10 protein-coding genes are annotated in these 26,357 nt (G+C 68.2%); 5 read left to right on the top strand and 5 right to left on the bottom strand.

From position 1 onward, the window contains the following. Positions 1–15: 15 nt before the first annotated feature. The 3 genes from OG976_RS06070 to OG976_RS06060 all read right to left on the bottom strand — a co-directional run bounded on the left by OG976_RS06070 (position 16) and on the right by OG976_RS06060 (position 5,010). Positions 16–2,187, bottom strand: coding sequence for an acyltransferase family protein (locus OG976_RS06070; protein ID WP_328359250.1), 2,172 nt, complete (start codon positions 2,185–2,187; stop codon positions 16–18). 22 nt (positions 2,188–2,209) lie between these two features. Next, positions 2,210–4,402, bottom strand: a complete 2,193-nt coding sequence (locus OG976_RS06065) for an acyltransferase family protein (protein ID WP_442930435.1) — start codon at positions 4,400–4,402, stop codon at positions 2,210–2,212. A 113-nt stretch (positions 4,403–4,515) separates the two neighbouring features. Further along, positions 4,516–5,010: a DUF2505 domain-containing protein gene (locus tag OG976_RS06060; protein WP_328359247.1), complete on the bottom strand. Its 495-nt coding sequence runs from the start codon at positions 5,008–5,010 to the stop codon at positions 4,516–4,518. Positions 5,011–5,132: 122 nt separating this feature from the next. On the opposite strand from OG976_RS06060, the gene OG976_RS06055 reads away from it, so the two are divergent. From OG976_RS06055 to OG976_RS06035, 5 genes are all read left to right on the top strand, one after another. After that, positions 5,133–5,867 carry a class I SAM-dependent methyltransferase gene (locus OG976_RS06055; RefSeq protein ID WP_328363211.1) on the top strand — a complete coding sequence of 245 codons (735 nt, stop codon included), beginning with the start codon at positions 5,133–5,135 and terminating at the stop codon, positions 5,865–5,867. A 9-nt stretch (positions 5,868–5,876) separates the two neighbouring features. Further along, positions 5,877–7,148 carry a glycosyltransferase gene (locus tag OG976_RS06050; RefSeq protein WP_328359244.1) on the top strand — a complete coding sequence of 424 codons (1,272 nt, stop codon included), beginning with the start codon at positions 5,877–5,879 and terminating at the stop codon, positions 7,146–7,148. Between the two features lie 166 nt (positions 7,149–7,314). Beyond that, a complete protein-coding gene (locus tag OG976_RS06045; protein ID WP_328359241.1) occupies positions 7,315–7,545 on the top strand; it encodes an MbtH family protein in 231 nt (76 codons plus the stop codon). Positions 7,546–7,568: 23 nt separating this feature from the next. Beyond that, the gene (locus OG976_RS06040; protein WP_328359238.1) at positions 7,569–12,110 is read left to right on the top strand and encodes a non-ribosomal peptide synthetase; all 4,542 of its coding nucleotides are present in this window, start codon (positions 7,569–7,571) and stop codon (positions 12,108–12,110) included. Then, positions 12,097–24,564 carry a non-ribosomal peptide synthetase gene (locus tag OG976_RS06035; RefSeq protein WP_328359235.1) on the top strand — a complete coding sequence of 4,156 codons (12,468 nt, stop codon included), beginning with the start codon at positions 12,097–12,099 and terminating at the stop codon, positions 24,562–24,564. Before OG976_RS06040 ends, OG976_RS06035 begins: the two co-directional genes overlap by 14 nt. Before the next feature lie 3 nt (positions 24,565–24,567). On the opposite strand, the gene OG976_RS06030 is transcribed toward OG976_RS06035, so the two are convergent. Together OG976_RS06030 and OG976_RS06025 are read right to left on the bottom strand one after the other, a co-directional pair. Further along, the gene (locus OG976_RS06030; protein ID WP_328359232.1) at positions 24,568–25,515 is read right to left on the bottom strand and encodes a metal-dependent hydrolase; all 948 of its coding nucleotides are present in this window, start codon (positions 25,513–25,515) and stop codon (positions 24,568–24,570) included. Positions 25,516–25,537: 22 nt separating this feature from the next. Further along, entirely contained in the window at positions 25,538–26,212 is a 675-nt protein-coding gene (locus OG976_RS06025; RefSeq protein ID WP_328359229.1) for a methyltransferase family protein, read from the bottom strand. Between the last annotated feature and the right edge of the window lie 145 nt (positions 26,213–26,357).

Here is a 26,357-nt window from a genome sequence, read left to right as displayed (position 1 = left end):
GGGCTAACACCGCGACTAGCCACCGTTGATCGCCCGGCCAGTCAACGCCGCCATGGCCGGCGTCAGCACCCGGGAGTACTGCAATGTCAGGTGGCTCACGTCGAGATAGACCAAGCTGTTGCCGACGATGACGGGGCAGCGTTCGGCGGTGCAGAACAGGTCGGTGAGATCGGCGTACTGTCCGCCGTTGGCTGTGGTGGCGGCGGTTTCGGCGGCGATGCCGGATTGGTCGACGGCTTTGGATCGGGTCAGTGCGCAGGCTGTTGCGTCGTCGAGGTGTCCGGATATGCAGATCGGCACGTTGGCGTGCGGAGCGGGGATGGGGCCCAGCACCAATACCTGTGCACCGGTGCCGCGTAGGTCTTTCACCAGCCGGGCCATGCTCTCGATCCAGGCGGCGTCATAGCCCTTGAAGCCCGTCATCGTCTCGTCGATTCCGTAGCCGCGCCAGACACTGACGACGACGAGTTGGGGGCGTTCGGCTTTCAACCGGGCCATGACCTCGGCGCGCCACTGCTCGCAGTGCTGAAGACTCTCGATCAAGCGGCGGAAGTGGCCGTCGACATGGATGTCCAGTATCGGGCAGGCTTCCTTGGCCATCAGCTCGAGTCGCCAGTGTCGTTGGTTGGCAATCTCTTTGAGGGCCGGGGTCCACATGGCGGCGTGCGAGTCGCCGACGAGGGCCACCCGGGTCGGTGATGCGGTATCGCCCATCGCGCAGGTGGGCAGACCGCTCTGGTACGGGGTCAGCACACATCCGCCGTAGGTGTAGTCACCCTGTTCGGCGGCCAGGTTATCCAGTGGTGGGGTGAGGTTGGCGGGTACGGCTGTGGTGTGTAGGGCGGCGGCCAGTGCGGTTTGGGTTTGGGTGAAGGCTTGTTCGACGGCGGTGGTGTAGGCGGCGGGGCCGGCGTTGGCGGGCACGGCTGCAACGTTGAGTGCGATTTGTTGTGCGGGTGCGCCGGGTCCGATCGCGGCGGGGACGGCTGTGAACAGTCCCAGTCCGACGCAGACCGCGACCAGGGTGGCCACTGCGCCCAATGCCAGGCTGCGCCAGGGTGAGTCGCGGATCTTGGGGTTGAAGCGCAGCGGGTTTTCCAGGTAGCGCAGGGTCAGCCAGGCCAGCCCGGCTGAGAGCAGAGCCGCGGCCAGGCGTTCACCGAGTCCCAGCGGGTGTCCCAGCAGGGCGGGTGCGAGTACCAGTACCGGCCAGTGCCACAGGTACCAGGAGTAGGAGATCCGCCCGATCGCCCGCATCGGGCTGGTCCCCAGTAGTTGGCCGCAGCCCTGGGTGGGGGTGGCGCAACCGGCGCCGATGACCAGCACGGCGCCGAGGGTGGGTAGCAGTGCGGCGGTTCCCGGGAACGGGGTGGTCGGGGTGTACCAGATGCAGGCGACCACGATCATCGCCAGCCCGGTCCATCCGAGGACCACGGCCGCGCGTGGTGAAAGGCGTTGCCATTCAGCGGCGGTCAGGGCGAGCAGGCCGCCGGCGGCCAGCTGCCAGGCGCGGGTGGGCAGGGAGAAGAACGCCGCGGCGGGAATCACGTAGGTGATGACCAGCGACAGGGCGAAGGATGCGGCGCCGACCAGGCCGAGGACTACCAGGAACGGGCGCCGTGAGGCGGTGGCGGGTGTGGTGTTGCGCCGCCGGTGGATGGCGCGGATGACCCAGGCGGTGCCCAACACCAGGGGCGCCCAGACCAGATAGTACTGTTCTTCGACGCTGAGTGACCAGTAGTGCAGGAACGGCGAGGGTGTCAGCAGGTCGGAGAAGTAGTTGACGTTGTCTAGGATGAACCAGTAGTTGCCGACGTAGAGGGCGCTGGCGATGCCGTCGTAGAGGACTGTGGGCACCCGTAGCGGTGGCAGCAGCAGTACCGAGGCGACCATGGTGATGACGCCGACGAACGCCGAGGCGGGCAGCAGCCGCCGGGCCCGTGCCCCGTAGAACGCGCGCAGTTTGACCGTGCCGGTGCCGGCGGCTTCGCGCCACAGCAGTCCGGTGATCAGGAAACCGGAGATGACGAAGAAGACGTCGACCCCGATGTAGCCGCCACCGATGCCGGGCACCGAGGCGTGGAACAACACCACACCGAGCACCGCGACCGCGCGCAGGCCCTCGATATCGGGGCGGAACCTCGACCGCTGCGCGGTCCGATCCTCAACTCCTTCAGCAGAGTTCATGCCATTGGCCTGGCGCACAGTGTCATCCTTGGGCGAGCGCACGGTCGGCCAGCGCTCCGATGACCGGGGCCAATGCGCGGGAGTATTCGAGGGTCAGGTGGTTCTCGTCGAGGTACACCAGCGTGTTGCCGACGATGACGGGGCATCGGTCGGCGGTACAGAACAACTCGGTGAGGTCGGCGTACTGTCCGTCGCCGGCTTGGGTAGCGGCGGCCTCGGCTGCGATGCCCGACGAGTTCACCGCGCGCGATCGTGCAGGCGTGCATGCCTGCACGTCGTCGAGATAACCGGACAGGCAGATCGGCACCACGAACTGCGGATCCGGGATGGGTCCGAGCACGAGCACCTGAGAACCGTTGTCGCGCAAGGTGCGCACCACCCGGGTCAGCCGGTCCACCCACACCGGATCGTAGGCCCGGTAACCCGACAGCGATTCGTCGTTGCCGTAGCCGCGCCACAGGCTGAGCACCACCAGCTTCGGCCTCTCCCTGAGTAGCCGCTGCAGGATCTCGGCGCGCCATTGCTGGCAGTGCTGCATCTTCTCGGCAAGCTGGCGCAGCGGATTGCCGATGGGAAGATCCACCAGCGGGCAGGCGCCCTTGCTCAGCAATTCCAGTCGCCACTTGCGCGGCGTAGCCAACTGCTGAAATGCGGGCTGCCACATTGCGGCGTGGGAGTCGCCGACCAGGGCAACGGTCGTGTCCGACGACGTGTCGCCGCTCGCGCACTCCGGCTGGCCGCTTTGAAACGGTGTGCGCAGACAGCCGTCGAACAGCAGTGCCGACTTTTCGGCCGGGGCGTCGGCGAGAGCGGGGGTGAGGTTGGACGGGACTGACGTGAGGTCCGATGACGCCGAGACCGCTGCCTGCGCTTGGGTGAATGCCTGCCGGACCGCCTCGTTGTAGGCGGCCAGCGCCGAACCCGGCGGAACTCGTGTCGCGGTGAGAGTCAGGGGCTGCGCGGGGGCGCCACGCCCGACCGGTGTCGGTATCACTGTCAGCAGCGCCATCCCGACGGCGACCGCCGCTGCTGTCGCGACGGCACCCAGCCCGAGGCTTCGCCATGCGGACGTGCGCACTTTGGGGGCAAACCGCAACGGGTTCTCCAGATACCGCAGCGTCAGCACGGCGAGCACGCCGGACAAGGCGGCGGCGGTCAGCCGTGCGGCCAACCCCAGGGGGTGACCCACCAACACCGGTGCGAGCACCAGAACCGGCCAGTGCCACAGGTACCAGGAGTACGAGATCCGGCCCATGGCCCGCATCGGCGCCAGACCCAGCACTCGTCCGCAACCCTGGGCGGGCAGTGCACAGCCCGCCCCGATGACCAACCCTGCACCCAGCGTGGGTAACAGCGCGGCACTGCCGGGATAGAGCGTCGACTCGGTCAGCACCGTGCAGGCCACCAGGATCATGGCCAATCCGGCCCAGCCGGTCACCGCCGCGGCCCGTGGCGACAGTTGGCGCCACCTGCCTGCGGTGAGGGCGATCAGCCCGCCGAGCGCCAGCTGCCAGGCCCGGGTGGGAAGTGAGAAGAACGCCGCGGCCGGTGCGACGTAGGTGGCCACGAACGACATCGCGAACGACACGACGACAACCACCGACAGGATGACAAGATACGGGCGCTGCGACGCGGTGGCCTCAGTCCTGTTGCGCCGCCGTAGCTTTCGAATCAACCACGCTGTGCCGAGGATCAGCGCCGGCCACACCAGGTAGAACTGCTCCTCGACGCCGAGTGACCAGTAGTGCTGAAACGGCGACGGCGGAACGTGGGTGGCGAAGTAGTCGACGCCGCGCAACACGAACCAGTAGTTGCTGACATACAGGGCGCTGGCGATGCCGTCGCCGAGGACGCTGCGGATCAGCAGTGGGGGCAACAGCAGTGCCGCGGCGACCATCGTCACGATGCCGACGAAGGCCGATGCGGGCAGAAGCCGACGGGCGCGCGCACCGTAGAAGTTGCGCAAGCTGACGGTGCCCGAGCCGTGGGCTTCGCGCCACAGCAGTCCGGTGATCAGGAAGCCGGAGATGACGAAGAAGACGTCGACGCCGACGTAGCCGCCGCCGACCCCGGGCACGGCTGCGTGGAACAGCACCACCGCGAGTACCGCGACGGCGCGAAGGCCCTCGATGTCCGGGCGAAACTTCGTCTGTGCTGAGCGCCGACCGTCCACTCCCTCGGCGGCGCTCACGCTGTCGGCCTGCTGCAAAGTCACCCGATCCTGGAAGTGGAACACGTTCTAGACGCGAGGCATTCTGGCACCCGTCAGCACAGTACGGGGTGGTTTACAACGGATACGTTGCCACCGCGGCGTCGATGCGCAGGGTGTCAGCCCTGTTCGGCGATCCACGTCGTGGTGAACGCCAGAACCGACGGAATGCTGGCGGCCAGGCTGGCGCCGATGGTCTTTTCCAGCTGCCCGCCGAGCAACGGCACTTTCACTTTGACCTTCACCGCCGCACGCAGTTGCGACCCGGTGGCCACCGGCGCCAGCAGGTTATCGGCCAGGCTCGAGCCCAGACCGCCTACGGCCGAGACCTTGACCTCGCCACGCACCTGCCCGTCACCGGCCGGCTTCCAGGTTTCGCTGTAGAGCAGATTCAACTCACCGGGAACCACCTTGGCCATCAGTCCCGTCAGGCCGACGATGCGCTGGGTGACGCGCACCGACACCGTGCCGTCGGTGTCGACGACCAGCGAATCCAGCGTCGCGTTGCCGTCGCCGGCCAGCCGCGCCAGCCAGTAATCTTCCCGGCCGAACGCCTCGTGGATCTGCTCGACCCGGGCGTCTGAGTCGGCCACCACGTCCAATGAGTGAGACATAGCGTTCCATTCTTATCGCAGCGGAGGGGACCCAGACGTTGCCGCCCGAGTATTTACCCTCTTGTCAGCGACACCCTTATGTGGGCAGGATCGTCGCCGTGAACTTCAACGACAGGCTCACCATGCTGGTGGATGCCCTGCCCGGTGTGAACCGGATCAAAGCGGTGCAGCGTGCACTCGACGCGCGCACCAACCCCGTCTATCTGGAAATCGGCGTCTCGAAGGGCCTGGCGTTCCGGCAGATCAGCGCCGACGAGAAGATCGCCGTCGACCCTGCGTTCCGGCTGTCCGACGACACCCGGCAGCTCGCCGACGCCAAAGGACGGGCGACGCACTACTTCGAGATCACCAGTGACGACTTCTTCGCCACCCAGGCCGACTTCCTCGCGCAGCGCCCCGTCGACGTAGCGCTGATCGACGGGATGCACACCTACGAGCAGGTGGTGCGCGACGTCGAGAACACCCTGCGGTACCTGCGCGACGACGGCGTGATCTTCCTGCACGACTGCAACCCGCCGTTCGAGTTGGCCGGGCGCCGCGCCGAGTCCTGGGATGACTTCATCGCCGGGCAGTCCGGCCCGCTGGTCATCGGGCTGTGGAACGGCGACGTGTGGAAAGCGATCGTCCACCTGCGCAGCACCCGCCCCGATCTGATCGTCGGAGTGCTCAAGTGCGACCAGGGCGTCGGCTTCGTCCGCAAGGGCTCGCCCGAGTCCACCCTGCCGTACTCCGTCGAGCAGATCGAGGCACTGACCTACGCCGACCTCAAGGCCGACCGCAAGCGGCTGCTCAACCTCAAGCCGCCGCGCTACCTCGACGAATTCCTCAGCGCCGGTGCTGGTTCTGCGCACAACTGACGTTCAGCGATGAAGTTCGTGCTGGCGACGTGGGGCAGTCGCGGCGATGTCGAGCCCAGCCTTGCCGTCGGCCGTGAACTGGTGCGCCGCGGCCATGAGGTGGTCATGGCGGTCCCGCCGGACCTCGTCGACTTCACCGCGGCGGCAGGCCCGAAAGCGGTGGCATTCGGACCGAACTCGCGCGCCATTCTCGATGCCCACCGGGACTTCTGGACCGGGTTCTTCCGCAGCCCGTGGAAAGTCCGGGACCTGGCCAAGGCGCGCGGCGCCATCGCCGGACCGCTGCTGCAGGGCTGGCAGGAGATGAGCTCGACATTGATGACGCTGGCCGACGGGGCCGACCTCATCTTCTCCGGCATCAACTTCGAAGACGCCGCTGCGAACGTCGCCGAGCATTACGGCATCCCGTTCGCCACGTTGCACTATTTCCCGCTGCGCCCCAACGGCCAGGTGCTGCCGTTCCTGCCGCCGAAGCTGAGCCGCGCTGTGGTGCAGGCGTTCTGGTGGGTGTCGTGGCGGGGGACGAAGAAGGTCGAGGACACCCAGCGCCGGGAACTCGGCCTGCCGGTGGCCTCGGGTTCGGCGCCGCGGCGGATCGCCGAGAGCGGCGCGCTGGAAGTTCAGGCCTACGACGAAGCGTGTTTCCCGGGGCTCAAAGACGAGTGGTCAGCGTCGAACAGCCGCCCGTTCGTCGGCACCTTGACCCTGGACTTGCCGACGGATACCGACGACGAGGTGGCCTCGTGGATCGCAGCGGGGACACCGCCGATCTTCTTCGGCTTCGGCAGCATTCCCGTCGAATCTCCGGCCGACACCATCGCCATGATTGCCGGCGCCTGCGCACAGCTGGGGGAGCGGGCGTTGATCGGGGCGGCCGGCACGGACTTCAGCGACGCCCCGCACCCCGACCACGTCAAGGTGGTGGGGGTGCTCAACTACACGACGGTCTTCCCGGCCTGTCGCGCCGTGGTCCACCACGGCGGTTCGAGCACCACCCCGATCGTCATGCGCGCCGGGGTGCCCCAACTCATCCTGTACTGGGACATGGTGCACGCGATCTACGGAGCCGCGGTCAAACGCCTGAAGGTGGGAACCGCCCGGCGATTCTCGACCGCCACCGAGGAGTCGCTGGTCGCCGACCTGCGCGACATCCTCGCCCCGGACTACGTCGCCCGGGCCCGGGAGCTGGCCACCCACATCACCGAACCGGCCACGAGTGCGGCGGTGGCGGCGGACTACGTTCAGGATTTCGCTCAATCCAAGCGGTCCCGTCTGGTATAGCAGGCATCTCTGCTGTTCAGGACGATTTCGGAAACCTGGGCAACCAGTGGTCTAATCATTGCTGCGTACCGTGACTGGGGTCACAACCAACTGCGTGACAGCGGTCACATCAGGACGTATGGTTTAGAACTTGTTCTAGTTATTGACGTGATGGTCGGGAGACTCGGTGAGCATCAATCCGTTCGACGATGACGGCGGCAGCTTTTTTGTCCTGGTCAACGACGAGGAACAGCACAGCCTCTGGCCGGCTTTCGCCGAATTGCCAGCCGGATGGCAGGTGGTCTTCGGTGAAGCCGACCGCGCCGCATGTCTGGAGTACATCGAAACCAACTGGACCGATATCCGGCCCAAGACCTTACGAGAAAGGTTGGCCGGGGCCCAGGCGAACGGACGCTGAGTCACTGGGTGTCGGGGATTTCCATGGAACGTGACGACCGTGCGCTGCCTTTGACGCGTGCACAACTGGACATCTGGCTTGACCAGGAGATGGGTCACTCCGGAACGGAGTGGCAGGTCGGTCTGCTGGTGCACATCGAGGGTGCCGTCGACCTCGACGCCCTGCAGTGGGCGATCACCCGCGTCATGCAGGAGGCCGAGCCGCTGCGCGTCACCTGCTTCGAAGTCGACGGCCAGGTGTTCCAGCAGCCCGTCGACTACTCGGAGATCGACATCGATGTCCACGACCTGACGGGATGCGACGATCCGGTCGGCGAGGCGCGGGCGCGGGCGCTGGCGATCCAGCGCACCCCGATGCCGTTCACCGGGCCGCTGTTCCGGTACGCGATCTTCCAGACCCAGGCGTGTGAGTACTTCGTCTTCGGCTGCTTCCACCACCTCGTGATGGACGCGGCCGGCATCGGCCTGTTCGGCAACCGGGTGGCGTCGGTGTACTCCGCGATCGTCTCCGGAGAACCGATCCCGCCCGCCTACTTCGGATCGCTGAAAGATCTGGTCGACTTCGAGTCGAACTACGAAGCCTCCGGCGACTACGCGGCCGACCTCGCCTACTGGACCGAGAACCTGCCCGCTGAGACCAGCTCGGCCAACCAGTCGACCCCGACCGCTGACGAGCAGCACGCCAACTTCGGCTCGGCGCCGGAACCGGTGGATCCCGCCGTGCTGCGTCGCGTCCAACAGCTCTCGGACCTCTGGAATATGCCGAGGTCCTCGGTGATCACCGCCGCATCCGCGATCCTCATGCGGCCGTGGTGTGCCGAAGGATCCGAAATCGTCCTCGACTTCCCGGTGAGCCGACGGGTCGCCCCGGAGGCCAAGACCATGCCGGGCATGGTGGCCGGTGTCGTGCCGCTGGTGTTGCGGATCGGCGCGGCTGCCACGGTCACCGACTTCTGCGCCCACGTGGATGCCCGAATTCGGGAGGCATTGGAACATCAGCGCTTCCCCGTGCAGGCTCTTGGCCGCAAAGCGCACCTGCGCAACTCGGGTGCATCCGCCGAGCGCGTCGTCGTCGACTTCTTCCCGAATGCGTTCGCACTCGACTTCGGCGGGATCGACGCCACCGCGACGATGACCAACTCCGGATTTGTCGGCGACTTCGGTCTGATCTTCTCCGGTGTCGGCGACGAGCTGTTCCTCGGCACCCTGGGTGCGGGCCGGCTGTTCGCCAAGTTCGGCGCGCCCGAACTGACCCGCAAGCTGGAGCGGGTCCTGGTCGCCATGGCCGCCGACCCGGCCAGGCCGCTGTCCTCGGTCGAGGTTCTCGACGCCGACGAGCGTGCCCGTTTCGACGACGCCGGCAACCGCGCGGTGCTGACTCAGCCGCACAGCGAGCCGGTATCGATCGCGGCGGCATTCGCCGCGCAGGCGTCGCGCACCCCCGACGCGGTGGCACTGTCCGCCGAGGACCGGTCGGTGACCTACCGCGAACTCGACGACGCCTCCAACCGGTTGGCTCGGGCATTGACCGGCCACGGGGTCGGCCCGGGACAGCGGGTGGCCTTGCTGCTGCCGCGCACGCCCGAGGCCTTCGTCGCGATCCTGGCGATCGTGAAAACCGGTGCCGCCTATGTGCCGATCGACCCGGCGGTGCCCGTCGCGCGGATGGACTTCGTGCTCGAGGACTCGGCGCCGCTGGCCGTCGTCACCACCAGCGAACTGGCCGGCCGGCTCGACGGGCGCAACCTGCTCGTCGTCGACATCGAGGACCCGGCTCTCGTCGGCTACGACAGCGCGCCGTTGCCCGAGCCGACGCCCGAGGACATCGCCTACATCATCTACACGTCGGGTACCACGGGAACCCCCAAGGGTGTCGCGATCCCGCATCGCAACGTCACCTGCTTGCTCGAGACACTCGACGCCGACATGACCCTGGCCGGCCTGGCCTGGAGCCAGTGCCACTCGCTGGCCTTCGACTACTCGGTGTGGGAGATCTGGGGCCCGCTGCTCTACGGCGGCCGCCTGGTGGTCGTGCCCGACGCGGTGGTCCGCTCCCCGGAAGACTTCCTGGCGCTGCTGGTCAGCCAGCAGGTGCAGGTTCTGAGCCAGACGCCGTCGGCGTTCTATGCGCTGCAGGCCGCCGACGCGCTGGCCCCCGAACTGGGCCGGCAACTGGCGCTGGAAGCCGTGGTGTTCGGCGGGGAAGCCCTTGAACCGCAACGCCTTCGGGGCTGGCTCGACAAACACCCGGTGAAGCCGCGCCTGATCAACATGTACGGCATCACCGAGACGACGGTGCATGCCTCGTTCCGGGAGATCACCGCCGCCGACGTGGACACCGCGGTCAGCCCCATCGGGGTGCCGCTGGCCCATCTCGGGTTCTTCGTGCTCGACGCCTGGCTGCAGCCGGTGCCCGCCGGTGTCGTCGGCGAGCTGTACGTGGCCGGCGCCGGGCTGGCGGCCGGCTACATCGGGCGCCCCGGGCTGAGTTCGACACGGTTCGTGGCGTGCCCGTTCGGTGCGCCCGGTGAGCGGATGTACCGCACCGGTGACCTGATGTGGTGGGGTCCCGACGGCGAGCTTCGCTACGTCGGGCGGGCCGACGAGCAGGTCAAGATCCGCGGCTACCGCATCGAACTCGGCGAGGTGCAGGCCGCACTGAACGCAGTGGACGGTGTGGGCCACGCCGAGGTGATCGTCCGCGAGGACCGGCCCGGCGACAAGCGACTGGTCGGCTACGCCACCGGCGACGTTGACCCCGCCGAGGTGCGCGCCGCGCTGGCGCAGCGGCTGCCGGAATACATGGTGCCGTCCGCGGTCGTCGTCATCGACGCGATGCCGCTGACCGTCAACGGCAAGCTCGACAAGCGGGCCCTGCCCGCCCCCGAGTATCAGCACACCGAGGATTACCGCCCGCCCGCAGACGCCGTCGAAGAAATTCTGGCCGACATCTACGCCCAGGTGCTGGGTCTGGAGCGGGTCGGCATCGACGAGTCGTTCTTCGAACTCGGCGGCGACAGCATCCTGTCGATGCAGGTCGTCGCCCGCGCCCGGGCAGCCGGTGTGCTGTGCCGCCCGCGCGACATCTTCGTCGAACAGACCGTCGCCCGGCTGGCCAGGGTGGCCAAGGTCAGCGACGGTTCGGCCGACGTGCTCGACGAGGGCATCGGTCCGGTCCAGCCCACCCCGATCATCCGGTGGCTGCAGGAGACTCCCGGCCCGGTGGATCAGTTCAACCAGACCGTGGTGCTGCAGGCCCCCGCCGGTGTCGGTGAGGCCGACGTGGTCGCCGTTGTCCAGGCGCTGCTCGACCGGCACGCCATGCTGCGGCTGCAGGTCGGCGACGACTGGTCGCTGCTGGTGCCCGAGGCCGGATCGATCGACGCGCAGTCGCACCTGAGCACCACCGATGTGGTGTCCGACGAAGCGGTGGCCGCGGCACGGTCGCGGCTGAACCCGGCGCGCGGCGTCATGCTCAGCGCACTGTGGGCGAGCGAGACCCGCCAGCTGGTGCTGATCATCCACCACCTCGCCGTCGACGGCGTGTCGTGGCGCATCCTGCTCGAGGACGTCAACCTCGCCTGGGCACAGCACCGGGCGGGTCGCGATGTCGTGCTACCCGATCCGGGCACGTCGTTCCAGCGTTGGGCGGCAATACTTTCCGAGCATGCACACCACGATGACGTGGTGGCGCAGGCCCGGACCTGGAAGCAGATCGCCAAGGTGCCCGCGGCGCTGCCGCCGGTCCAACCCGACGTCGACACCCTCGACAAGGCCGGGACGCTGTCGATGGATCTCGATGTCGAGACCACCCGCCAGCTGCTCGGCGAGGTGCCCGCGGCGTTCCACGCCGGAATCCACGAAATCCTGCTGATCGCATTCGCCATGGCGGTCGACGAGTTCGTCGGCGCCGGCGGCGGAACCGTCACCATCGACGTGGAGGGTCACGGCCGCGAGGAGGAACTGGTCCCCGACGTCGACCTGTCCCGCACCGTGGGCTGGTTCACCACCAAGTACCCGGTGGCGCTGACGCTCGACGCACTGGACTGGTCGCAGGTCCGTTCCGGCAGCACCGGCCTGGGTGCTCTGGTCAAAGACGCCAAGGAGCAACTGCGGGCCCTGCCCGACGGTCTGACCTATGGACTGCTTCGCTACCTCAACGACGATGTCGACCTCGACGGTTCCGATCCGGCGATCGGGTTCAACTATCTGGGACGCCTCGGCGGCGCCGAGGCGTCGAGCGAGCTTTGGGAGATGCGTCAGGACGGCTGGTCGGTCACCGGCGCCGCCGCGTCGATCCCGATGCCGTTGGTGCACACCGTGGAACTCAACGCCGGAACCGTCGACACCGAAGCCGGCCCAGCGCTGCGGGCGGGGTGGACGTGGGCGCCGTCAGCGCTCAACGACAAGCAGGTGACCCGGTTGAGCACGCTGTGGTTCGACGCGCTGAGCGGGATCTGTTCACACGTCCTCGGCGGCGGCGGCGGACTGACGCCGTCGGATATCGCAGTGGGTCTGAGCCAGAAACAAATCGACGAGCTTCAGCGCCAATATGCGGATCGCTGACGTACTGCCGCTGACACCCCTGCAGCAGGGGTTGCTTTTCCACGCCAGCACGGCGCAGGGAAGCGACGACGTGTACGCGGTGCAGTTGCAGATCTCGCTGGAAGGGCTGCTCGAAGAGCCCCGCCTGCACGAGGCGGTCAACGCGGTGGTGGCCCGCCACCCCAACCTGGCCGCCCGGTTCTCCGACAAGTTCGACGTGCCGGTGCAGATCATCCCCGGGGATGCCGAAGTGCCTTGGCGTTTCCTGGAATTGAGTTCCCTCGACGGTGATCTCGAGACCCAGATCGAGCAGATCTGTGCCGTCGAGCGGGCCGCCGTCAGTGCACTCGCCGACGAGCCGGCGTTTCGTGCCGTGCTGGTCCGCACCGCACCCGATCAGCATCGGCTGATCCTGACCAACCACCACATCGTGCTCGACGGCTGGTCGCTGCCGATCCTGCTGGGTGAGATCTTCGCCGGCTATTACGGGCAGCGGCTGCCCCCGGCCGTCCCGTACCGCCGATTCGTCAACTGGCTGGCCGGTCGGGATCTGGACGCCGCCCGCACCGCCTGGGGCGAGGTGCTGTCCGGCTTCGAGACGCCCACCCTGGTGGGCCCGGCCGACCGGATGGAAACCGGCAGCCGCACGGTGGAATCGTTCGTGGTCCCCGAGGAGACCACCAAGGCGCTCGGCGAACTGGCGCGCTCCCAGCACACCACCATCAGTACCGTTCTGCAGGCCGGGTTCTCGCAGCTGCTGATGTCGCTCACCGGACAGCACGACGTCGCCTTCGGCACCACGGTCTCGGGCCGGCCCGACGAGGTCCTCGGCGCGGACTCCATGGTCGGGTTGTTCATCAACACGGTGCCGGTGCGGGCCACGGCCACCTCCGCCACCACCACCGCCGGCCTGCTCGAGCAGCTGCAGAGCTCATACAGCCATACCCTCGACCACCAACACCTGGCGCTCAACGAGATTCACCGGATCACCGGTCAGGATCACCTGTTCGACACCTTCTTCGTCTACGAGAACTACCCGCTCGACGCCGCCGGCCTGTCCGGCAAGGACGGGCTGGCGATCATCGACATCACCCACCGCGAGTACAACCACTATCCGCTTGCGGTCCAAGCACTTCCGGGTGCTGAACTGAACCTGCGCGTCGAGTTCGACACCGATGTCTTCAGCTCTGCTGATGTCGGTTCGATCATCGAGCGGTTCACCCGGCTGCTGACGGCGATGGTCGCCGACCCGAACCGGCCGCTGTCGTCGATCGACGTGCTCGACGCCGCCGGCCATGCCCACCTCGACCAGTGGACCAACCGGGCGGTGTTGGACCGCCCCGCGCCGGTGCCGCAGTCCATCCCGGCGTTGTTCGCCGCACAGGCGGCCCACGTACCCGAGGCGCTCGCGCTGACCTGTGACGGCCAGTCGATGACCTACCGCGAACTCGACGAGGCCTCCAACCGGGTGGCGCACCTGCTGGCCGGTCAGGGAGTAGGCCCCGGGCAGCGGGTCGCGCTGCTGTTCACCCGGTCGGCTCAGGCGATCGTCGCCATTCTCGGCGTGCTGAAAACCGGTGCGGCGTATGTGCCGATCGACCCCGCGGTGCCGTCGACCCGCATGGAGTTCATGCTCGACGACAGCAAGCCGGCTGCCGCGATCACCACCACCGACCTCGCCGGGCGGCTGGCCGAGCGCGACCTGACCGTCATCGACGTCAACGATCCCGCCGTCGAGCACCAGCCCGTCACCGCGCTGCCGGTGCCCGACCCCGACGACATGGCCTACATCATCTACACCTCGGGAACCACCGGCGTTCCCAAGGGTGTGGCCATCACCCACCGCAACGTGATCGGGTTGCTGGACTCCCTGGACACCGAACTGGCACCCGGCCAGGTGTGGTCGCAGTGGCACTCGCTGGCCTTCGACGTGTCGGTCTGCGAGATCTGGGGCGCACTGCTTTTCGGTGGGCGCCTGGTCGTGGTCCCCGAATCGATCGCACGGTCGCCGGAGGAGTTCCACGCGCTGCTGGCCGCCGAGCAGGTCAACGTCCTGAGCCAGACCCCGTCGGCGTTCTATGCGCTGCAGTCCGCCGATGAGCAGCAACCCGACATCGCCCGGCAACTCGCGCTGACCGCGGTCATCTTCGCCGGTGAGGCCCTGGAGCCGCAGCGGCTGAGCACCTGGGTGGACGACCACCCGGGCACGCCGCGCCTGCTCAACCTCTACGGCACCACCGAGACCACGGTGCACGCGTCGTTCCGGGAGATCTTCGCCGAGGACACCGCCAACCTGGCCAGCCCCATCGGGGTGCCGATGGAACACCTCGCCTTCTTCGTGCTCGACGCGTGGCTGCGCCCGGTGGCCCCCGGTGTGGTCGGGGACCTGTACGTGGCCGGTTCCGGTGCGGGCCTGGGCTATTGGAAGCGGCCCGGGCTGACGTCCGCACGGTTCGTGGCCTGCCCGTTCGGCGGGGTCGGGGCACGGATGTACCGCACCGGCGACCTCGTCTACTGGGGTACCGACGGTGAACTGCGCTACGTCGGCCGCGCCGACGAACAGGTCAAGATCCGCGGCTTCCGCATCGAACTCGGCGAGGTACGTGCGGCGCTGGCAGGTATCGACGGGGTCACCCAGGCCGAGGTGATCGCCCGCGAGGACCGCCCCGGCGACAAGCGCCTGGTGGGGTATGTGACCGGGTCGGTGGATGCGGCCGATCTGCGGGCCCGGCTCGGCGAAAAGCTGCCCGCCTACATGGTGCCCTCGGCAATCGTTGTGCTGCAAGCACTTCCGCTGACCGTCAACGGCAAACTCGACAAGCGCGCGCTGCCCGCCCCGGAATACCAGGACAGCGAGGACTACCACGCCCCGGCCACCGCGGTCGAGGAGATCCTGTCCGGTATCTACGCCCAGGTGCTCGACGTCGAGCGGGTCGGGCGCGACCAGTCGTTCTTCGACCTCGGCGGCGACTCGCTGTCGGCGATGCGCTTGATCGCCGCCGTCAACGCCGCTCTGGATGCCGGGCTTTCGGTGCGCACTTTGTTCGAGGCGCCGACCGTCGCCGCGCTGGCACCCCGCATCCGGGGCGGCGAGAGCGAACTGCAGCCGTTGACCGCCGTCGCGCAGCGGCCCGACGTGGTCCCACTGTCGTTCTCCCAGAACCGATTGTGGTTCCTCGACCAGCTCCAGGGCGCCTCCCCGGCCTACAACATGGCGGTCGGCCTGCGCATGCAGGGCCCGGTGAACCTCGAAGCCCTCGGCGCCGCACTGGCCGACGTGGTGGACCGCCACGAGTCGCTGCGCACCGTCTTCTCGGCACCCGGTGGGGTGCCGCGCCAGCTGGTAGTGCCCGCCGAGCAGGCCGACTTCGGCTGGGACGTCGTCGATGCCACCGGCTGGACCGAAGCTCAACTGGACGAGGCCATCGACGCGGTGGCCAGTCACCCGTTCGACCTGGCCGCCGAGATCCCCATGCAGTCGCGGTGTTTTCGGGTCAGCGACAACGAGCACGTAGTGGTGTCGGTGGCCCACCACATCGCCGCCGACGGACTGTCCATCGCCCCGCTGGTTCGCGACCTGGGTGTGGCCTACGTCAGCCGGTGCATGGGCCTGCCGCCGTTCTGGTCGGCGTTGCCGGTGCAGTACGTCGATTACACGCTGTGGCAACGCGCCCAGTTCGGCGACCTCGACGACCCCGACAGCCTGATCGCCGGCCAACTCGCCTACTGGCAGAAGGCCCTGGCCGGTATGCCCGAGCGGGTGCAGCTGCCGACCGACCGGCCCTACCCGCCGGTGGCCGACCAGCGCGGCGCCAGCCTCGCCGTCGAGTGGCCCGCCGAACTGCAGGAGCAGATCGCCCGGGTGGCCCGTCAGCACAACGCCACCAGCTTCATGGTCATCCAGGCCGCACTCGCGGTGCTGCTGAGCAAGCTCAGCGCGACTTCGGATGTGGCCGTTGGCTTCCCGATCGGCGGTCGCCGCGACCCCGCACTCGACGACCTGGTCGGTTTCTTCATCAACACGCTGGTGCTGCGGGTCGACGTCACCGGCGACCCCACCGTCGCCGAGCTGCTGGGCCAGGTGCGCGGGCGCAGCCTGGCCGCCTACGAGCACCAGGATGTGCCGTTCGAGGTCGTCGTCGAACGGCTCAACCCCGCCCGGTCGCTGACCCACCACCCGCTCGTCCAGGTGATGCTCTCGTGGCGCAACCTGCCGGCAGAGGCCAGCGACGAGGTCACCATGGCGCTGGGGGATCTGCAGATCACCCAGCTTGCGCTCGACACCCACACCGCGAAGGTCGATCTGGCCTTCTCGCTGGCCGAGCGCTGGACCCGGACGGGTGAGCCCACCGGCATCAGCGGACTGGTGGAGTTCCGCACCGACGTCTTCGACGCCGCCACCATCGAAGCGATGATCGAACGGCTGCAACGGGTGCTGGTCTCGATGACGGCGGACCCGGGCCGACGGCTGTCCTCGGTGGACCCGCTGACCGACACCGAACACGCCCGCCTCGACGAGGTGGGCAACCGCGCGGTGCTCAGCGCGCCCGAACCGCCCGCCAAATCCGTGCCGGAGTTGCTCTCCGAGCAGGTGGCCCGCGCTCCGCACGCTGTAGCGCTGGTCAATGGTGCGGCCTCGATGACCTATCTCGAACTCGACGAGGCCGCAAACAGATTGGCGCACGTGCTATCCGACCGCGGTGTCGGGGCGGGCGCGTGCGTCGGTCTGCTGCTGGAACGGTCGGCGCAGGCCGTCGTCGCCATGCTGGCCGCGCTCAAGACCGGTGCGGTGTACCTGGCGATCGACCCCGCCCTGCCGGAAAGCCGGATCGACTTCATGCTGGCCGATGCCGCGCCGGCCATCGTCATCACCAACGCCGACCTGCGCTCACGACTGGGTGGCGAGCTGGCCGTCATCGACATTGCCGACCCGGCCATCGCCGCCGCGCCGGTCACCGCGCCGCCCGCGCCGGACCCCGGCAACATCGCCTACCTGATCTACACCTCGGGAACCACCGGCACGCCCAAGGGTGTCGCCGTGACCCACCGCAACCTCGCGCACCTGGCCGACTCCACTCCCGAAGCCCTTCCTGCCCAGCAGGTCTGGACCCAGTGCCACTCGTACGCCTTCGACTTCTCGGTGTGGGAGATCTGGGCCGCTCTGCTCGGCGGTGGACGGCTCGTGGTGGTGCCGGACTCGGTCGTCGGTGCGCCCGACGAGTTCCACGACCTGCTGATCCAGACACACGTCAACGTCCTGACCCAGACACCGTCGGCGGTGACCGCGCTGTCCCCGCAGGGCCTGGAGTCGGTCGCCGTGCTGCTCGGCGGTGAAGCGTGCTCGGCCGAAGTGGTCGACCAGTGGGCACCCGGGCGCGTCGTGATCAACGCCTACGGCCCCACCGAAGCCACCGTATACGCCTCGATGAGCGCGCCGGTGACCGTCGGATCAGGTTCTGCCCCAATCGGTTCCCCGGTCTCGACGGCAGCACTGTTCGTCCTCGACGAATGGTTGCGGCCGGTACCGACCGGAGTGGTCGGCGAACTGTACGTAGCCGGGCGCGGGGTGGCCATGGGCTACCTCGGCCGCTGCGGTCTGACCGCCTCGCGGTTCGTGGCCTCGCCGTTCGGGCCCCCCGGCACCCGGATGTACCGGACCGGTGACCTGGTGCGCTGGCGCACCGACGGTCAACTGCAGTACATCGGGCGCGCCGACGAACAGGTCAAGATCCGCGGCTACCGCATCGAGCCCGGCGAGGTTCAGGCCGCGCTGGCGGCACTCGACGGTGTCGAGCAGGCGGTGGTGATCGCCCGTGAGGACCGCGCCGGCGACAAGCGTCTGGTCGGCTATGTAGTCGGCACGGCCGAGCCTGCCAAAGCCCGCGCCGCCCTCGCGGAGCGATTGCCTGCTTACATGGTCCCGGCCGCGGTGGTGGCCATCGACGCACTGCCGCGGACCGTCAACGGAAAGCTCGACACCCGTGCGCTGCCGGCACCGGAGTACCGCGACGGGGAGCACTACCGTGCCCCGTCGACGGCCACCGAGGAAATCCTGGCCGGCATCTTCGCTCAGGTGCTGGGCGTCGACCGGGTCGGGGTGGACGACTCGTTCTTCGACCTCGGTGGCGACTCGCTGTCGGCGATGCGCCTGGTCGCCGCGGTGAACAACGCTGTGGAAACCGGACTTTCGGTGCGCACCCTGTTTGAAGCGCCCAGCGTCGCCCAGTTGGCACCGCGGATCGGCGGCGACTACCAGCGCCTGGACCCGCTGACTGCCGCCGAGCGCCCGGAGGCGATCCCGCTCTCATTCGCCCAGAACCGGCTGTGGGTTATCGATCAGCTGCAAGGGCCCTCACCGATCTACAACATCGCGGTCGCCCTGCGGTTCAGCGGCTATCTCGCCGCCGATGCGTTGGGCGCCGCACTGGCCGATGTGGTGGACCGCCAACAGAGCCTGCGCACCTTGTTCCCCGCTGCCGACGGCGTACCGCACCAGGTGGTGGTGCCCGCCGGGCAGAGCGACTTCGGCTGGGACGTTATCGACGCGGCCGGCTGGCGCGACGCCGAACTGGAGCAGGCCATCGAGGCCGTTGCGGGCCACGCCTTCGACCTGGCCGCTGAAATCCCGTTGCAGGCCAGGCTGTTCCGCCGTGCCGACGACGACCATGTGCTGGTGGCCGTGGTCCACCACATCGCCGCCGACGGCGCCTCGATCGCCCCGCTGGTCTCCGATTTGGGGTTTGCCTACGCCGCGCGGACCGTCGGGCAGGCGCCCGGCTGGGCCGACCTGGCCGTCCAGTACGTGGATTACACGCTGTGGCAGCGCGCGCAGTTGGGCGATCTGTCCGACAGCGACAGCCGCATCGCCGCGCAACTGGGGTACTGGGACGATGCGCTGGCCGGTATGCCCGAGCATCTGCAACTGCCCACCGACCGGCCCTACCCGCCGGCTGCCGACTACCGCGGCGCGAGTGTGGGCGTTGACTGGCCGGCGCAACTCCAGCAACAGATCACCCGGGTGGCCCGTGAGCACAACGCGACCAGCTTCATGGTGGTCCAAGCCGCGCTGTCGGTGCTGCTGTCCAAGCTGAGCGCGAGTTCGGATGTGGCCGTTGGCTTCCCGATCGCCGGGCGCGGTGACGCCGCGCTCGACGAGCTGGTGGGCTTCTTCGTCAACACCTTGGTGCTGCGCGTCGACCTGGCCGGTGACCCTACCGTTGAGGATGTACTCGGGCAGGTGCGCCGGCGCAGTCTGGCCGCTTACGAGCACCAGGACGTGCCTTTCGAGGTGTTGGTGGAGCGGCTGAACCCGACCCGCAGCCTGACCCATCACCCGCTGGTGCAGGTGCTGCTGTCCTGGCAGAACTTCGCCTGGCAGAACAGCAATGCCGCTGGGCTGAGTCTCGGTGACCTGGAGGTCACCCCGCTTCCGGTCGACACCCACACCGCTCGCATGGACCTGTCGTTCACGCTGGCCGAGCGCTGGGACGACGGCGGCAAACCGGCCGGCATCGGTGGCGCGGTGGAGTTCCGCACCGACGTGTTCGACGCCGACACCATCGAAGGTCTCGTCGAACGCCTGGAACGGGTCCTGGTGGCGATGACCGCCGACCCGGCCCGACGGCTGTCCTCGATCGACGTGCGTGACTCCGAAGAAATTGCCCGCCTGGATGATTGGGGAAACCGGCGGGCGCTGGCCGCTCCGGTCGACCGGCCCGTCTCGATTGCGGACCTGTTCGACGCGCAGGTCGCCCAGACCCCGGATGCGATGGCGGTGAGCGGCGAGGGTGCGGCACTGAGCTACTCGGAACTCGACGCCGCGGCCACCCGGCTGGCGCACGTCCTCGTCGACCGCGGGGTGGGCCCCGGGCAGCGAGTGGCGCTGCTGCTGCCGCGCACCGTGCAGGCGGTCGTCGCCATGGTCGCGGTGGTCAAGACCGGGGCGACCTACGTTCCGATCGATCCGGCGGTGCCGGCGGCGCGGATGAACTTCGTCCTGGACGACTCCGCACCGATCGCCGCCGTCACGATCACCGAACTCACCGACCGGCTCGCCGGCCGCGACCTCTCCGTCGTCGACCTCGACGTCGTCGACACCACATCCACCGGTGCGGCTGCACTTCCCGGCCCACGCCCCGACGACATCGCCTACATCATCTACACGTCGGGAACCACCGGAACCCCCAAGGGTGTGGCCATTCCGCACCGCAACGTGACCCGGCTGCTGAACACCCTCGACAACGACATGGGCCTGCCCGGACACGTGTGGTCGCAATGCCATTCGCTGGCTTTCGACTTCTCGGTGTGGGAGATCTGGGGCGCGCTGCTCTACGGCGGCCGGGTGGTCGTCGTGCCCGACGCGGTCGTCCGCTCGCCGGAAGATCTGCTGGCGCTGCTGGTCTCCGAAAAGGTCACCGTCCTGAGCCAGACACCGTCGGCCTTCTACGCGCTGCAGGCCGCCGAGGCGCTGGCGCCCGAGCTGGGGCGCCAACTGTCTCTGGAAGCCGTGGTGTACGGCGGTGAAGCCCTTGAACCGCAACGTCTTGCGGGCTGGCTCGCCAACCACCCGGTCAAGCCGCGCCTGCTGAACCTCTACGGCATCACCGAGACGACGGTGCACGCCTCGTTCCGGGAGATCACCGCCGCCGACGTCGACAGCGTGGCCAGCCCGATCGGCGTACCGCTGTCGCACCTGGGCTTCTTCGTCCTGGATCCCTCCCTGCAACCGGTGCCGCTCGGCGTGGTGGGGGAGCTGTACGTGGCCGGCGCCGGTCTGGCGGCCGGCTATGTCGGGCGCCCCGGGTTGAGCGCGACACGATTCGTGGCGTGCCCCTTCGGTGCGCCCGGTGAGCGGATGTATCGCACCGGCGACCTGATGTGGTGGGGTCCCGACGGCCAGTTGCGCTATGTCGGGCGGGCCGACGAGCAGGTCAAGATCCGCGGCTACCGCATCGAACTCGGCGAAATCCAGGCCGCGCTGGCCGCGCTGGACGGCGTCAGCCAGGCCGCGGTGATCGTCCGCGAGGACCGTCCCGGCGACAAGCGGCTCGTGGGTTATGTCGTGGGCGACGCCGATCCCGCGGCGCTGCGGGCCGTCCTGTCGGAGCGGTTGCCGTCCTACATGGTGCCGACCGCCATCGTGGCGCTGCCGGCATTGCCGCTGACCGTCAACGGCAAGCTGGACACCAAGGCCCTGCCCGCACCGGAGTACAGCGACGACCAGTCCTACCGTGCCCCGGCCGATGCGGTCGAGGAGATCCTGGCCGACATCTATGCCCAGGTGCTCGGGCTCGACCGGGTCGGCGTCGACGACTCGTTCTTCGAACTCGGCGGCGACAGCATCCTGTCGATGCAGGTGGTCGCCCGCGCCCGCGCCGCGGGACTGGTGTTCCGGCCGCGTGACATCTTCGTCGAGCAGACCGTGGCCCGGCTGGCGCGGGTGGCCGCCGTGGCCGTCGACGACGGGGAAGCGGTCGACGAAGGCGTCGGAACCGTTGTCGCGACGCCGATCATCTCGTGGCTCAACAGCGTCGAGGGCCCGATCGACCAGTTCAACCAGACCCTCGTGGTGCAGGCTCCGGTCGCCGTCACCGAGGACGACGTGGTGACGGTGCTGCAGGCCCTGCTCGATCGCCACGCCATGTTGCGGCTGCGGGTCGCCGACGACGGCGCAGGCGGGTGGACGCTGACCGTGCCCGAGCCGGGAACGGTGGACGCGCGCTTGTGTGTTCACACCGTCGACGTGGTCACCGACGAGGCGGTCGTCGCAGCGCGCTCGCGGCTCGACCCGGCCGCGGGGGTGATGCTCAGCGCCCTGTGGGAGCCCTCGACCGGTCACCTGGTGGCGATCATCCACCACCTTGCCGTCGATGGCGTGTCCTGGCGAATCCTGTTGGAGGACATCAACCTCGCCTGGGCACAGCTGCACGGTGGGCGGCCGGTGAGCTTGCCGCCGGCGCGGACGTCGTTCCAGCGGTGGGCCACCCTGCTCAGCGAGCATGCGCATCGCCCCGAGGTGGTGCGGCAACTCGACACCTGGCGACAGATCGCCGAGATCCCCGCGGCGTTGCCTGCGGTGCAACCCGAGATCGACACCTACGCCAGCGCCGGCAGCCTCTCGGCGGACCTCGACGTGACGACAACCCGGATGCTTCTCGGGGAGGTTCCGGCGGCGTTCCATGCCGGAATCCACGAGATCCTGTTGATCGCATTCGCCTTGGCGGTAGCCGAATTTGGCGCGGCAGGTGGCGGGCCGGTGGCCATCGACGTCGAAGGTCACGGCCGCGACGAGGAATTGGCCCGCGACGTCGACCTGTCCCGGACCGTCGGCTGGTTCACCACCAAGTATCCGGTGGCAGTCAACGTCGGCGGCCTCGACTGGGCCCAGATAACCTCCGGCGGAGCGGCTTTGGGTGCGCTGGTCAAAGACGCCAAGGAACAGCTGCGGGCGCTGCCCGACGGGCTGACCTACGGCCTGCTGCGTTACCTCAACGACGACGTCGACCTGGGCGGAGCCGACCCGGCCATCGGGTTCAACTATCTCGGCCGCCTCGGCGGCGCCGAGGCGTCCGGGGACATCTGGGAGATCCGCCAGGACGGCGGGCCTGCCGCCGGTATCGCGGCAGCCATCCCGATGCCGCTCATGCACACCGTGGAGCTCAACGCCGGCACCGTCGACACCGGCTTCGGCCCGCAACTGCGGGCCGGCTGGACCTGGGCCCCTTCGGTTTTGGACGACGCGCAGGTCGGCCGCCTGAGTCGCTTGTGGTTCGATGCGCTGGCCGGGATCTGCGCGCACGTGCGTGGCGGTGGCGGCGGCCTGACCCCGTCGGATATCGCCCCGGCTCGCCTGAACCAGAGCCAGATCGACCAACTCTGCACCACCTACCGGGTCAGCGACATCCTGCCGTTGACACCGCTGCAGCAGGGCCTGCTCTTCCACGCCGGCACCGGCGGCGGAGCCGCCGACGTCTACGCGGTGCAGCTGAGCGTCACGTTGAGCGGGCGCCTCGACCAGTACCGCCTGCGCGAGGCCGTGCGCGCCGCCGTGGGCCGCCACCCCAACGTGATGGCGCGGTTCTGCTCACAGTTCGACGAGCCGGTGCAGGTGATCCCGGCCGACCCGGAGGTGCCGTGGCGGTATGTCGAACTCGACACCGCCGCAGGCGATCTGGACGAGCAGATCGAGCGGGTCTGCGCCGCCGAGCGTGCGGCGGTCTACGACCTGGCCGGGCAACCGGCACTGCGCGTGGCACTCATCCGGGTTGCGGATGACACCCATCGCTGTGTGGTGACCAACCACCACATCCTGCTCGACGGTTGGTCACTGCCCATCCTGTTGCAGGAGATCTTCGCCGGCTACTACGGCCAGCGGCTACCCACCCCTGTGCCGTACCGCCGCTTCGTGGACTGGCGCAACAGCCGCGATCGTGACGCCGCCCGTGCGGCCTGGCGCCAGGCGTTCAACGGCTTCGACGCCCCCACCCTGATCGGCCCTGCCGATCCACTGGGTGCCGCCCCGCGAAATGTGGCCTCGCTCAAGGTGCCCGAACACAGCACCAAGGCGCTCGGTGAGTTGGCTCGCTCGCACCACACCACCGTCAGCACCGTGCTGCAGGCGGTCTTCGCGCAGGTCTTGATGTCGCTGACCGGTCAGCGCGACGTCGCCTTCGGTGCGGTGGTGTCGGGCCGGCCCGTCGAGGTCGCCGGTGCCGAGCAGATGGTCGGCCTACTGATCAACACGGTGCCGGTGCGGGCGACGATCACCGCTGAGACCACCGCTGCGGACCTGCTGGACCAACTACACGGCGCGCACAACCACACCTTCGAACACGAGCACCTCGCTCTGGGTGAGATCCATCGCGCCACCGGGCACCGGCAACTGTTCGACACGGTCTTCGTCTACGAGAACTACCCGACCGATGCGGCGTCGATGTCGGGGGCCGACGGATTGACGATCACCGATGTCAGCGCCCGCGACCACTACCACTACCCGCTGGCGATCCAGGCCGTGCCCGGGGCAGAACTGGACCTGCGCTTCCAGTACAGCACCGACGTCTTCGACCCGGCCGCGATCGAGACGCTGATCGAGCGATTCAGGCGCGTGCTGTCGGCCATGATCACCGATCCCAGCCAGCCGCTGGCAGTCGAAATCCCAGACGCCCAAGCGGTTTCGGCCCCGCACGCCCACCACAGCATCGGCGGTGAGCACAGCCCGGGCACACTCGTGGAGCAGATCCTGGCCGACATCTACGCCCAGACGCTGGGCATCGAGACTGTCGGTGTGGACGACTCATTCTTCGATCTCGGCGGAGATTCGCTGTCCGCGATGCGTGCGGTGGCGGCCGTCAACGCCGCGCTGGGCACCGCACTGGCGGCGACCACTCTCGTGGAGGCACCGTCGGTGCGCGCCCTCAGTCTGCGACTGGGTGAACCGGCCAACCCGCAGGCAGAGGTCTCTGCAAGCGAGCTGTAGGGGTTACGCCGGCTGGTTGCGAGCCGCGCTGTACCACCGGGTTACGTCATAGCCGGCGTCGTAGCGGGCCAGCCACTCGGCGGCCAGGGCGGGCAGCTTCTGGTGGGCTGGGTTGTGGCCGGGAATCTGGCTGCGTGCAACTCCGTAGAGGGCGGCCAGCAGCTCACGCCGGCGGACGTTCGGGTAGGGCTTGCCGAACGGCCCGTACTTGGGCGGTGCAAAGGACGGATATTTCTGCAGGGTTGGAAAGCGCTGTGAGAGAGTCATTCTCCAGCGATTGCCCCCGAACATCGAACCGGCGTCGACCCGTCGTACCTCGGTGGGGATGTGCCGGTTGAAACTCTCGGCCATCGCGACCATGACCGACTCGGCGTGCGTGAACACCGACGGCGCCACCCGCATGCGGTACCACGGGTTGTCGACCACGGCGTTGTAGATCATCAACGCCGAACTGCGGTGCTCAACTTCTTCGACGAAGTGCCACACGAACAGTGAGGCGACGCGATCGTCGCCGGGGGCGAACAGGGTATCGGCGTTGTCGAGCATCAGCTTGAACGACGGGGTGAAGGTGGCTTCCAGATCGGCGATGTAGGCCAGCCGGTAATTCAGCGGCTTGCTGGCGGTGAGCTGGTCATAGGCCGCCATCACCTCGTCGAGGGTCTCTTTGAGTTCGGGGTGAGTCTTGATGAGGCCCTTGGCATGCTGGCGGTGCGCCAGACTGTGCTGGGCCTCCTGGCGGACGAAGGCCTGGGCTTCCTCGGCGACGGCGGGGTCGGTGATCAGGGGCATGGCCTCGGTGACCGCGGCAGTGATCATCTTCTCGACCGCGAGGAAGAAGAACGACAGTCCGTTGGTGGCACAGGAGAAAGCCGGGTCAGACGGGTTCCACAGGAACGGAACCTCAGCGTCGGCGAAGCCGAACCGCAGTTTGCGGGTATGCAGGTGCGTCATCGTGACTGTCCGCGCAGACCGATCACCACATCCCCGGTACCAGGCGATAGCGAACCGTCTGCGTGTACTCGAGGTATCCGTCGAGTTCCGCGCGGAGCAGCTTCTCCTCGTCGCGAATGCGCACGGCCAGCACCAGCAGGCCCGGCACCACCAGCAGCAGCCCCCAGTAGGAACCGAGCGCGAGCGGGATGCCGGTCATCATGATCACGTTGCCGGTGTACATAGGGTGACGCACCAGCCCGTACAGGCCGGTGGATGCCAGTTTCTGTCCCGCCTCGACCCGCACGGTGGAGGCGGCGTAATTGTTCTGCATCACCACGAGCATCGGTGCGGCAAGGCCCACGGCCACCAGCACGTTGCCGATCACCGAGACCGCCGACGGCACATGCGACCACCCGAAGCGGTGATCGAGCGCGCTGACGACGAGCATGGTCGCCAGCGACAGCCACAGCCCGCCCATGACGCGCTTCTGCACGCTGCGGGGTTCAGCCGCCGGGCCGCCGGTCATCCGGCGCTGCAGTGCTTCCGGGTTGGCGCGAAGCAGATAGATGCTCGAGGTCCATGTCGTGACGGCGAAGACCGCCAGCAGAAGCCATGCCTGCCAGTAATCGGTCGTGCCTGCCGTCACAAACACGATCAAGCCGAACACAACAGGCTCGGTGAGCCCGTTTATCAACAGCTTGAGAACGGTTTGCACCGCCCCTCCTTACGGGTTCGTCCGGACTGATGCGCTCAAAACACACGTCATGCGCCGAACAGCGGTCACCGCGACTTGCGATCCTTGAGACCTCAAGCCGGCAGCCACGACTGCGGCGCAGACTAGAAAATACCGGCGTCCAGCC

The organism is Mycobacterium sp. NBC_00419 (assembly GCF_036023875.1).
Lineage (GTDB): Bacteria > Actinomycetota > Actinomycetes > Mycobacteriales > Mycobacteriaceae > Mycobacterium.
Note: the sequence above shows the minus strand (reverse complement) of the source record. Positions and strands in the feature narration are given on the sequence as shown.